This is a genomic window from Pseudomonas sp. Q12-87, from assembly GCF_001269755.1.
In the GTDB taxonomy this organism is placed as follows: domain Bacteria; phylum Pseudomonadota; class Gammaproteobacteria; order Pseudomonadales; family Pseudomonadaceae; genus Aquipseudomonas; species Aquipseudomonas fluorescens_S.
In genome coordinates, this window is sequence record NZ_LHVI01000004.1 from 436831 (window position 1) to 447848 (window position 11018).

An 11018-nucleotide genomic window follows, 5' to 3' on the forward strand; every position below is an offset into this window, starting at 1 on the left:
GGGTGCCAGCTTAACAGAGGCATCTCGAATTCATTTAAGAATTTACCTACGTTCAGACGGGCAGGTGTCCTACGGCAGGAGCTGTCATGCCGGAGTGCTGTGCTAAGCTGGCGACCCTTTTTTAAACAGTGGAGTCTTGGCGATGAAGGCACGCATCCAATGGGCTGGCGAAGCCATGTTCCTCGGTGAGTCAGGCAGTGGTCATGTGGTCGTCATGGACGGCCCGCCGGAGGCCGGTGGCAGGAACCTGGGTGTTCGGCCGATGGAAATGCTCCTGCTGGGCGTAGGGGGCTGCAGCAATTTCGACGTGGTCAGTATTCTCAAGAAGTCCCGCCAGGCCGTCGAAAGCTGTGAAGCGTTCCTCGAAGCGGAGCGCGCCACTGAAGATCCGAAAGTATTTACCAAGATCCACATGCACTTCGTTGTGAAGGGACGATCCTTGAAGGAAGCCCAGGTCAAGCGAGCCATTGAATTGTCCGCTGAAAAGTACTGCTCGGCTTCAATCATGCTTGGCGCCGCCGGCGTCGAGATCACCCACGATTATGAAATCATCGAATTGGGCTGAGCTCCTCGTGAGCATGTCATGCTGACCTTCGGGCAATAAAAAGGCGACTCCGGTGGGTCGCCTTTTTATTGCCTTGAATTCGACCGTATCGCCGAAGACATCGCTGCCATCAGATCCGATACGTACTCTTTGTCATGACCTTGGCCAGCAGGCTCATGCCGAACTTCACGGGCGCCGGAAAGCGGAAACCGCCAGCATCGAGCGCGCTTTCGGCATGATGCTCCTCATCCACGCGCATCTGTTCCAGGATCGCCCGGGATTTTTCATCCTCGGCCGGCAATTGCTCCAAGTGTTCATTCAAATGCTTGCATACCTGGTGCTCGGTCGCGGCGACGAAGCCGAGGCTGACCTTGTCGCTGATCAGTCCAGCCACTGCCCCGATGCCAAATGACATGCCGTAGAACAGCGGATTGAGGACACTGGTGTGGCTGCCCAGTTGGCGAATGCGTTGTTCACACCAGACCAGATGATCGATTTCTTCCTCTGCGGCATGCTCCATCGCTTGACGCACTTTCGGCAGTTTCGCAGTCAGCGCCTGGCCTTGATACAAAGCCTGGGCACAAACCTCGCCGGTGTGGTTGATGCGCATCAGGCCCGCGACATGGCGAGTCTGTTCATCACTCATCTGCGCGTCCGGCTGTACGATAGCCGGCGATGGACGGTACGGCTGGCCACTGAAGGGCAGCAGCGTGCGCATCGCGGTATCGGCTTGCAGCAACAGGCGGTCAATCGGCGAGTAGTGACGTTGAGTAGTCATGCGTACCTCCGGGAAAAATCACGGCGGCCAGTTTAACCCAATCGGCCGCTGAAGATTTGCGTTGGATCAGGGCTTTCAACCCGGCGGCCAGTGCATCTGGCGCTGACCCAGCACATGCATATGGATGTGATACACCGTCTGCCCACCCAGTTCATTGCAATTCATCACTACGCGAAAACCTTCCTCGCAACCCAGTTCGAGTGCCAGGCGCTGGGCGGTGAACAGGATGTGCCCGGCCAGCCCTTTGTCGTCTTCGGTCAGGTCATTGAGCGTGCGGATAGGTTTCTTGGGAATGACCAGGAAGTGCACGGGCGCCTGTGGGGCGATGTCGTGGAAGGCCAGGACTTGGTCATCCTCGTAGATGATCTTGGCCGGGATCTCCCGGTTGATGATCTTGGTAAACAGAGTATCCACAGCTGTTTTCTCCGTTGGCGTTGGGTAAGTCGAGGTCGAGTGTAACGGAGGCTCGGTCGCGAGCCTGGATTTTCAGCGAGGGTATCAGCGCGGGCAATAGGTTTTGTTGACCATGCCGGCGATGCTGCGCACCAGCCATCGCGAGCCGAATCGTGGCAGCGCCGCCAGCCAGCGGTTGCGCCGTCCGGGAATGATGATGGCGCGGTTGCGCTCCAGCGCACGTACGGTAAACAACGCAACTTCCTCCGGGCTCATCAGTCGTTTGCTGGCGTTGAGTTTTGTTTCGTCCATCTGTGCCCTGGCGAAAAAACCGGTGCGGGTCGGGCCAGGGCAAAGCACCGAGACCTTGATCGCGCATTTCTTCAATTCAACCCGCAGGGCTTCGGAGAAATGCAGCACATAGGCTTTGCTGGCGTGATAAGTGCTCATCCATGGCCCAGGTTGGAATGAGGCAATGGACGCAACGTTGAGGATCTGGCCGCCGCCATGCAATGCCATGCTATTGCCTACCGCGTGGCAAAGACGGGTCAGGGCGAGGATGTTGACCTCGATCAGGTCCTGCTCGGTCATCCAGTCCTGCCCCAGGAACGGGCCGCTGGTACCGATGCCGGCGCAGTTGACCAGCAGGTCGATTTGCCGCTCGCCTTCCTCCAACTCCAGGATAAATCCTGAAAGTCGCAGCGGCTCCCCCAGGTCGCAGGCCCGGAATAGCACCTCTACGCCAAATCGTTGGGTCAGCTCGATTGCAATGCTTTCCAGCCGATCGCGCTGTCGAGCCACCAATAAAAGGTTACGGCCGCGCCGCGCCAGCGCTTCGGCCATGGCCAGGCCGATGCCGCTGGAAGCGCCAGTGATCAGAGCGTAACGGGTCATGCACTTCTCCATCGCAACAGCCCGCCGCCAGTGGGCGGGGCTGCCACCGGCACGAAGCGCGCTTATTGTTCCTCTTCGGATTCTACAGAAGGTGAGGCTGCTTCCGCTGCTTGTGCTGCAGCTTCTGCCGCGTCTTCGGCAGGTTCGGCAGCGGTCTCATCACTGCTTTCATACTCGCTCGACTGGCTGCTTTCATAGCTGCCCAGGGAATTGCCATATTCCTCGCCGATACCGCTGAACGCGCCAGCCACCGCACCGACGATAATCAATACGATCAAGACGACCCACAGTGACGACAACACCTTGACCGCAGTACTGTTCGGCGGCGGCGGAGGGCCGTAGCGATTCGCACCGGCGTTGCCAGGCATGCACAGAAGGACGATCGGGAACAGGCCGCCCACGAAGGGCACCAGATTAAGCAGCCACAACCACCCGGACCAGCCGACATCGTGCAGGCGCTGGACGTTGAATTGCAGGCTTACAAACGCAAAGGCGAGCATGATGGCGACCCCGACCACCCCGCCAACGATCATTGCCGCTATCGAGTTGGAAACGAGTAGCCAGGATAGGCTGAACCAAAAGGCAATACCGATGACCGGCATCATCGCCAGCGTCAGCACCATGGTCCAGGCCAGGAATCGCAACCGCCCGATACGCCCATCGAAGCTGAACGGCTTGAGCGTGGCATAGCCGGCCACCGCTTCGCCGACATCCGCCCGAGGTGGGGCGTAAGGGGAGACCGGGTCGACAATCGGATCAGGCCGATGGTGAGTTTCATGAACTTCGCCAAGATTCAACTCAAGCGAAGGCTGGGCCTCGATTCGAGCATCGATCCCGCTTTTGTTGAGCGCTTCGAGGTATTTCTGTGCTTCGCCCTGGGACAGGTCGCTCTTGAGGGCCACCTTGCGCCCGCTGAACAGTCGTTCTATGGCGCTGACATCGCTCTTGAACAGCTCGGCGAGGTTGAGCTTGGCGGTCGTGGTGTCGACGCCAGGCATCAAGGCTCCGTCGAATATTATGTTGAAACGGGTTTCGCTCATGCCCGGCATCCTTGTCTCTAAAATTAAGTATTGGTTTTGATTGTGCTCAGCGCGGCCACTGCCCGCCGAGCTGTGCCGCCCGGGCTTGCGCCTGGCGGTATTCCTTATCCAGGCGTGCCACCAGTTGGTCGACGCTCGGCAAATCATTGATCTCACAGACGCCCTGACCTGCCGACCACACGGTTTTCCAGGCCTTGGCTTCGTCGTTCAGCGGTTTGAGTTTCGAGCCGAAATCCACCGCGCCTTTGTCTTGCAAGGCGGCCAAGTCGAAACCGGCGTTTTCCAGGCTCTGGCGCATGAAACTGGCTGGCACTCCGGACACAGCGGGAGTATGCACGATGTCTGCCGCTCTTGATGTGAGCAACATCTCTTTATAAGCGTCTGGGGCGTGGCTTTCGCTCGTCGCGATGAAACGGGTCCCCAAATAGGCCAGGTCCGCACCGAGCAGTTGCGCGGCCAGAATCTGATGGCCGTGGTTGAGGCATCCCGCCAGCAGCAACGTCTTGTCGAAGAACTGCCGGATCTCGGCAATCAGCGAGAAAGGACTCCAGGTCCCGGCATGCCCGCCCGCGCCGGCAGCAACGGCGATCAAACCATCGACACCGGCTTCGGCGGCTTTCTCGGCGTGACGGCGTGTGGTGACGTCATGGAATACCAGGCCGCCGTAACCGTGGACCGCGTCCACCAGTTCCTTCACCGCGCCCAGGCTCGTGATGACGATCGGCACCTTATGTTCGATGCAGATGGCCAGGTCGGCCTGAAGGCGCGGATTGCTGTGATGAACGATCAGGTTCACGGCGTAGGGCGCCGGGTTTTCCAGGGTCGCCAGGCCTGCCTCGATTTCCTCCAGCCAAGCCTTGAAGCCGCTGCTTTCGCGCTGGTTCAATGCCGGGAAGCTACCGACGATGCCGTTACGACAGCAGGCCAGTACCAGTTGTGGATTGGAGATCAGGAACATCGGTGCCGCCACGACGGGCAGGCGCAAGCGTTGTTCGAGCAGAGCGGGTAGCGACATGGAAGTACCCCGGTTAGATAGGCTGATTGGAAGTTAGAACGGCCGAACCACGACCAGAATTACGATAGCCAGCAATATCAGAACCGGCACTTCATTGAACCAGCGATAAAAGACATGGCTGCGGGTGTTTTCGCCACGGGCGAAGCGCTTCACCTGGGCGCCGCACATATGGTGATAGCCGATCAGCAGCACGACCAGGGTCAGCTTGGCATGCATCCAGCCACCTTGGGTGAAGTAAGCGCCGGCGTTCAGGCTGAGCAACCCGATGCCGAACACCAGGGTCGCGATCATCGCCGGGCCCATGATGCCGCGATACAACTTGCGCTCCATGACGCTGAAACGCTCCTGGCTGACGCTGTCTTCGCTTTGGGCGTGATAGACAAACAGGCGCGGCAAGTAGAACAGGCCGGCAAACCAGCAGACCATGCTGACAATATGAAGTGCTTTGAGCCACAGATAGAGCATTTTTGGTTATCCCCAGGTTCACGGTAGCCCGATAGTAGAGGTTAGAGCGTCCGCACGTCACCTTGGCGGTTGTCGCCGCGCCGCGTGGCCCCTATCATCGACGGCTTTCCAGTGGGTTCGTTGAGGGCAGGTTTATGGTCAAGGTCGGTATCGTCGGCGGCACGGGTTACACCGGTGTCGAACTGCTGCGTCTGTTGGCACAGCATCCGCAAGCTGAGGTGGTGGTCATTACCTCCCGATCCGAGGCTGGCCTGGCTGTCGCCGACCTGTATCCGAACCTGCGAGGCCATTACGACGGCCTGGCATTCAGTGTTCCGGATATCAAGACCCTTGGCGCCTGCGATGTGGTGTTCTTCGCCACTCCCCACGGTGTTGCCCATGCGCTGGCAGGTGAGCTGCTGGCTGCCGGGACCAAGGTCATCGACCTGTCGGCGGACTTCCGCCTGCAAGACGCGGATGAATGGGCCAAGTGGTACGGTCAGCCTCATGGCGCGCCGGACCTGCTCGACGAGGCGGTCTACGGGTTGCCGGAAGTCAACCGGGAGAAAATCAAGCAGGCGCGGCTGATCGCGGTGCCGGGTTGTTATCCGACGGCTACACAGCTGGGGTTCCTGCCGCTGCTCGAGGCCGGTCTTGCCGATACCTCGCGTTTGATTGCTGACTGCAAGTCCGGTGTCAGTGGCGCTGGGCGCGGTGCCAGTGTCGGTTCGCTGTATTCCGAAACGTCGGAAAGCATGAAGGCGTATGCGGTAAAAGGTCACCGCCACTTGCCGGAAATTCGCCAGGGTTTGCGTCGTGCAGCGGGCAAGGACGTCGGCCTGACGTTCGTGCCGCACCTGACGCCGATGATTCGCGGCATCCACTCCACCCTTTACGCAACCGTCGCCGATCGTTCGGTGGACCTGCAGGCACTGTTCGAAAAGCGCTACGCCAACGAACCGTTCGTCGACGTAATGCCGGCCGGCAGCCATCCGGAAACCCGGAGCGTACGCGGTGCCAACGTTTGCCGGATCGCCGTGCACCGTCCTCAGGATGGTGATCTGGTGGTGGTGTTGTCAGTCATCGATAACCTGGTCAAAGGTGCGTCCGGCCAGGCAGTGCAGAACCTGAACATTCTGTTCGGACTGGATGAACGCCTGGGTCTGGCCCATGCCGGGATGCTGCCTTAACAGCAGTCAAAAGCGGCAAGCTTTAAGCTACAAGCTTGCCGCTCTTAACTTGTAGCTTGCCGCTGCTCCTCAAATAGTTGACCAATTTTGTAGGAGAAGCGGATAATGCCGCCATCACGCATTATGACGGCGTAAGCGCCGGGAGATATTCAGCATGAGCGTCGAAACCTTCACCCCCACGGCTTTGCAATTCACCCACGGTGCCGCGCACAAGGTGAAGAGCCTGGTCGATGAAGAGGGCAATGATCGTTTGAAGCTGCGCGTATTCGTTACGGGCGGCGGTTGTTCGGGTTTCCAGTACGGTTTCACTTTCGATGAAGAAGTGGCCGAAGACGACACCATCGTCGAGCGCGAAGGGGTCAGTCTGGTGGTCGATCCCATGAGCTTCCAGTACTTGGCGGGTGCCGAGGTGGACTATCAGGAAGGGCTCGAAGGATCGCGTTTCGTGATCAAGAATCCTAACGCCACCACCACGTGTGGGTGCGGTTCCTCGTTCTCGATCTGATCGCTTCAGTAAAAATGCCGCAGGGTCTTATGGTCCTGCGGCATTTTTTTGTCCCGGATAAATGATTCAGGCGGGGTAGATGGCGCCGAGTATGCGCAACCCTCGGGCGCCAGTGACACTTGGACGGTTTGCAGGGATGCCCTCAAGGCAGCAATGGGCGAGCCAGGCGAAGGCCATGGCCTCTACCCAATCCGGATCTACACCATACACAGCTGTGCTGCTGACTTTGGTGTTCGGTAGCAAAGCGGCCAGGCGTGTCATGAATGCCTGGTTGTGGGCACCGCCACCACACACCAGTAATTCCCGCGTATCTGCCTGTGCATGCTGGAGTGATTCGACGATGGTCTGGGCTGTCAGCTCGAGCAACGTGGCCTGTACATCCTCAGGGGCGAAGGCAGGCAAGTGCGATAGATGCTGCTTGAGCCAAGGTAAATTGAATACTTCTCGTCCTGTGCTTTTCGGACCTTTGGTGACGAAGAAGGGGTCGCTGAGCAGCGCCTTGAGCAAAACCGGTTCGACCTTACCGCTGGCGGCCCATTGACCGTCGCGATCAAAATCCTCGCCCCGTTGTAGATGTATCCAGGCATCGAGCAATACGTTGCCTGGGCCACAATCGAAGCCGGCAACAGGTTTTCCAGGTTCTATCAGGCTGAGATTGCTGAAGCCGCCGACATTCAGTACTGCTCGATTGCCGACTTGCTCTTCGAACAATGCTTCATGAAACGCCGGAACCAGAGGCGCGCCTTGCCCTCCGGCGGCGACATCGCGACTGCGGAAGTCGCTGACGACGGTAATGTCGGTCAATTCGCTCAAAAGCGCAGGGTTGCCGATCTGTACGGTAAACCCGCGGGCTGGTTCGTGACGAATGGTCTGCCCATGGCTGCCGATCGCCCTTACATCCTCTGGCTTGAGCGTCTGTTGCGTGAGCAGGGTATGTATGCCCTGCGCCGCCAGCTTCACCCAGTTTTGCTGGGCGAGAGCCGAACGAGCGATTTCATCGGGCCCGCTGCTGCACAAACCGAGCAGTTCTGCGCGCAGGGAAGCGGGCATGGGGATGTAGTGCGTGGCGATCAGGTTGATCGCCGGTGCGAGTTCAATCAGGGCGATATCCAGGCCATCCAGGCTTGTCCCGGACATCACGCCGATATAAAGCGCCATGGCTTAGCGCTTGCTCGAAGCCAGCATGGTGGCTTTCTCTTGGTCCATGCGAGCCATAAGTGGTTGGCTTTGGGCGAGGAAGCGAGCGCGCTCGGATTTAGCTATCGGGTCGGCCATTGGCAGCTTTTGACCAAGCGGGTCGACGTGAACACCGTTGACTTGGAATTCATAGTGCAAGTGCGGGCCGGTGGACAGGCCGGTAGTGCCGATATACCCGATGACCTGCCCCTGCTTGACGGTTCCGCCAGTCGTCACGCCCTTGGCGAAGCCCTGCATGTGGCCGTAAAGCGTGCGGTAGGTATTGCCGTGCTGGATGATCACGGTGTTGCCATAGCCGCCACGGCGTCCGGCCAACAATACTTTGCCGTCGCCGGCGGCCTTGATCGGAGTGCCACGGGGCGCGGCGTAGTCGACGCCTTTATGGGCGCGGATCTTGTTCAGGATCGGATGTTTGCGGCCTGCGGAGAACTTCGAGCTGATGCGGGCGAAGTCAACCGGTGTACGGATGAATGCCTTGCGCATGCTGTTGCCATCGGCGGTGTAGTAGCTGCTGTTGCCCTGCTTGTTGGTATAGCGAACCGCAGTGTAGGTCTTGCCGCGGTTGGTGAAACGTGCGGAAAGGATCGGACCGTTGCCAACGCTCTTTCCGTTGACCACTTTCTGTTCGTAGATGATATCGAACTCGTCGCCCTGGCGAATATCCTGGGCGAAGTCGATGTCGTAGCCAAACACGCTGGCCATGTCCATAGTCAAGCTATGGGACAGGCCAGCGCGAGCAGCCGACTGCGACAGGGAGCTATTGATGACGCCATGAACATAGGCCGAGCGAACCGTGGGCTTGGCGGTGACGCGGTTGAACACATAACCCTTGTCGTTCTTGGTCAGGGTAATGCTTTCCAGGTCGCTCAGCTTGGTGTGCAGGTTGTTCAGCTGGCCGTCTGGATTGAGTTCGAATTCAAGTTTCTGGCCACGTTGCAGCTGAGTGAACTGTTTGGCTTGCTTGTCGCTGGCAAGGATTTCGTGGACCAAAGTCGAAGGCAGGCCAACCTTTTCAAATAGGGTGGAAAGCGTGTCGCCCTTGGCAACTATCACTTCGCGATGGTCCGGTCCTTTCTTTTCTTCTGCGGCAGGCGGCGTTACCTGAGCAGCCTGGGCAGTGTCTTCCGGGCTGTTTTCAATCTGTGCAAAGGGGGAGGCGGCCGGTTCGTTTGTGGCTTGAACGGTTTCGGCAGCGTCTTGTTCTTGTGTCAGTTGTTCAGCAGGGCTTTCCAGTTCAAGACTCAGAGTCGTCTTTTTTGCTTCAACGTCGCTGGAAGGGAATACCAGGAGCGCCAGGCTAAGGAGGGCTGCGATGCCACTTGCTGCGAGCAGGTGGGTCTTCGGGTAAAGCGGCGGCGCTTTAGACGGTTCAATGGTCATAAGTAATTTGGCTTTTGAAAAAATGAATTGGAAAAGATGAATGACATGATGAAGATGAAATAACTGTATAAAATATAACCAAAACCCCTGCGAAGCAAGCCCGCGGACGCTCTGTCCGTGGATTGGCGTCCGCGCGCCGGGCAAACCTTGTATTTGGTGCGCGATCTTGTATGGTTGGGGCCCTTTGAATCTGAGCCTTGCGGGTCTGTTATGAAGTCGGTTGAAGAGCAGCTAGCGCTGATCAAACGTGGTGCGGAAGAACTGTTGGTCGAGTCCGAGCTGGTCGAAAAGCTCAAGCGCGGGCAGCCGCTGCGTATCAAGGCAGGTTTCGACCCGACTGCGCCCGATCTGCACTTGGGGCATACCGTGCTTATTAATAAGCTGCGCCAGTTCCAGGATCTGGGGCATCAGGTTATCTTTCTTATCGGTGATTTCACCGGAATGATCGGTGACCCGAGTGGCAAGAGTGCTACCCGCCCACCGTTGACCCGTGAACAGGTTCTCGATAACGCCGAGACCTATAAGACTCAAGTCTTCAAGATTCTTGATCCGGCCAAGACCGAGGTGGCGTTTAACTCCACTTGGATGGATCAAATGGGGCCAGCGGATTTCATTCGTCTGACTTCCCAGTACACCGTGGCTCGCATGCTCGAGCGCGATGACTTCGACAAGCGCTATAAAACCAATCAACCGATTGCCATTCATGAGTTCCTCTATCCGCTGGTGCAGGGGTATGACTCGGTAGCCTTGCGGGCGGATGTCGAGCTCGGCGGAACCGACCAGAAGTTCAACTTGCTGATGGGGCGCGAGCTGCAGCGTGGTTATGGCCAGGATGCTCAATGCATTCTGACCATGCCATTGCTTGAAGGGTTGGACGGCGTGAAGAAAATGTCCAAGTCGTTGGGCAACTATGTTGGTATTCAGGAAGCGCCGGGCGTTATGTACAGCAAGCTGGTCTCCATTCCAGACGTGCTGATGTGGCGCTACTTTGAGTTGCTGAGCTTCCGCTCCATGGATGAGATCAATGCATTCCGCGCAGATGTCGAGGCGGGGGCGAATCCGCGGGATATCAAGATCAAGCTGGCCGAAGAGATTGTTGCTCGTTTCCATGGTGAGGAGGCTGCGGCCAATGCTCATCGTGCTGCGGGTAATCGCATGAAAGATGGCGAGCTGCCGGATGATCTGCCGGAGATCGAACTCGCTGCTGCGGAAGATATGCCTATCGCGGCCGTTCTTAATAAGGCGGGCCTGGTGAAGAACGCGGCAGTGGCGCGTGATCTTCTTGGTTCGGGTGGGGTGCGTATAGATGGTGAGGTGGTCGATCGCACCTACATATATAAGGTGGGTTCCACTCACGTATGCCAGGCCGGCAAGAAGGCTTTCGCACGTATCACCCTGAAATCCGAATAAAGCTGAAATTAAGGGTTGACGGCAAAATCCAGACGTCTATAATTCGCCCCACTTCCGGCGCAGTCGAAACGGAAAACTCCTTGAGATTCAACGAGTTAAGTAGGTTTCGAAGGTGCAGGGCTTCAGTTCATCGAGGTCCGGAAGGAGTTGATGGGGCGGTGTTGTAAGGCTCTGTTGACGATTCGATCTTCTCGGTCGAAAGCGGTGAAAAAGAGGTGTTGACAGCAG

General features: G+C 57.9%; 12 protein-coding genes. 4 read left to right on the top strand and 8 right to left on the bottom strand.

Annotated elements, in window-relative coordinates; genetic code table 11:
• The first annotated feature begins 142 nt into the window (after window positions 1–142).
• Window positions 143–565 carry an OsmC family protein gene (locus AD663_RS03010; RefSeq protein WP_003177719.1) on the top strand — a complete coding sequence of 141 codons (423 nt, stop codon included), beginning with the start codon at window positions 143–145 and terminating at the stop codon, window positions 563–565.
• A 109-nt stretch (window positions 566–674) separates the two neighbouring features.
• Here AD663_RS03010 and coq7 read toward each other — a convergent pair whose 3' ends face one another.
• The 6 genes from coq7 to hemJ all read right to left on the bottom strand — a co-directional run bounded on the left by coq7 (window position 675) and on the right by hemJ (window position 5129).
• Window positions 675–1322, bottom strand: coding sequence for a 2-polyprenyl-3-methyl-6-methoxy-1,4-benzoquinone monooxygenase (gene coq7, locus AD663_RS03015; protein WP_003177720.1), 648 nt, complete (start codon window positions 1320–1322; stop codon window positions 675–677).
• Between the two features lie 75 nt (window positions 1323–1397).
• A complete protein-coding gene (locus AD663_RS03020) occupies window positions 1398–1736 on the bottom strand; it encodes a histidine triad nucleotide-binding protein (RefSeq protein ID WP_003177721.1) in 339 nt (112 codons plus the stop codon).
• A gap of 84 nt (window positions 1737–1820) precedes the next feature.
• Complete coding sequence (locus AD663_RS03025) at window positions 1821–2609, bottom strand: SDR family oxidoreductase (RefSeq protein ID WP_053213253.1); 789 nt, start codon at window positions 2607–2609, stop codon at window positions 1821–1823.
• Between the two features lie 62 nt (window positions 2610–2671).
• The gene (locus tag AD663_RS03030) at window positions 2672–3649 is read right to left on the bottom strand and encodes a DUF805 domain-containing protein (protein WP_053213254.1); all 978 of its coding nucleotides are present in this window, start codon (window positions 3647–3649) and stop codon (window positions 2672–2674) included.
• Between the two features lie 46 nt (window positions 3650–3695).
• Window positions 3696–4664 (bottom strand): nitronate monooxygenase family protein, encoded by a 969-nt coding sequence (locus tag AD663_RS03035; protein WP_003177724.1) that lies wholly within the window; start codon window positions 4662–4664, stop codon window positions 3696–3698.
• A 33-nt stretch (window positions 4665–4697) separates the two neighbouring features.
• Window positions 4698–5129 carry a protoporphyrinogen oxidase HemJ gene (hemJ, locus tag AD663_RS03040; RefSeq protein ID WP_003177725.1) on the bottom strand — a complete coding sequence of 144 codons (432 nt, stop codon included), beginning with the start codon at window positions 5127–5129 and terminating at the stop codon, window positions 4698–4700.
• A gap of 134 nt (window positions 5130–5263) precedes the next feature.
• On the opposite strand from hemJ, the gene argC reads away from it, so the two are divergent.
• Entirely contained in the window at window positions 5264–6298 is a 1035-nt protein-coding gene (argC, locus tag AD663_RS03045) for an N-acetyl-gamma-glutamyl-phosphate reductase (RefSeq protein ID WP_003177726.1), read from the top strand.
• Window positions 6299–6452: 154 nt separating this feature from the next.
• Window positions 6453–6803, top strand: coding sequence for an iron-sulfur cluster insertion protein ErpA (gene erpA / locus AD663_RS03050; RefSeq protein WP_003177727.1), 351 nt, complete (start codon window positions 6453–6455; stop codon window positions 6801–6803).
• Window positions 6804–6869: 66 nt separating this feature from the next.
• On the opposite strand, the gene AD663_RS03055 is transcribed toward erpA, so the two are convergent.
• Both AD663_RS03055 and AD663_RS03060 read right to left on the bottom strand, forming a co-directional pair.
• Window positions 6870–7961 (bottom strand): anhydro-N-acetylmuramic acid kinase, encoded by a 1092-nt coding sequence (locus AD663_RS03055; protein WP_003177728.1) that lies wholly within the window; start codon window positions 7959–7961, stop codon window positions 6870–6872.
• Between the two features lie 3 nt (window positions 7962–7964).
• A complete protein-coding gene (locus AD663_RS03060) occupies window positions 7965–9380 on the bottom strand; it encodes a peptidoglycan DD-metalloendopeptidase family protein (protein ID WP_003177729.1) in 1416 nt (471 codons plus the stop codon).
• Between the two features lie 210 nt (window positions 9381–9590).
• On the opposite strand from AD663_RS03060, the gene tyrS reads away from it, so the two are divergent.
• Complete coding sequence (gene tyrS / locus AD663_RS03065) at window positions 9591–10790, top strand: tyrosine--tRNA ligase (protein ID WP_003177731.1); 1200 nt, start codon at window positions 9591–9593, stop codon at window positions 10788–10790.
• Window positions 10791–11018: the final 228 nt, after the last annotated feature.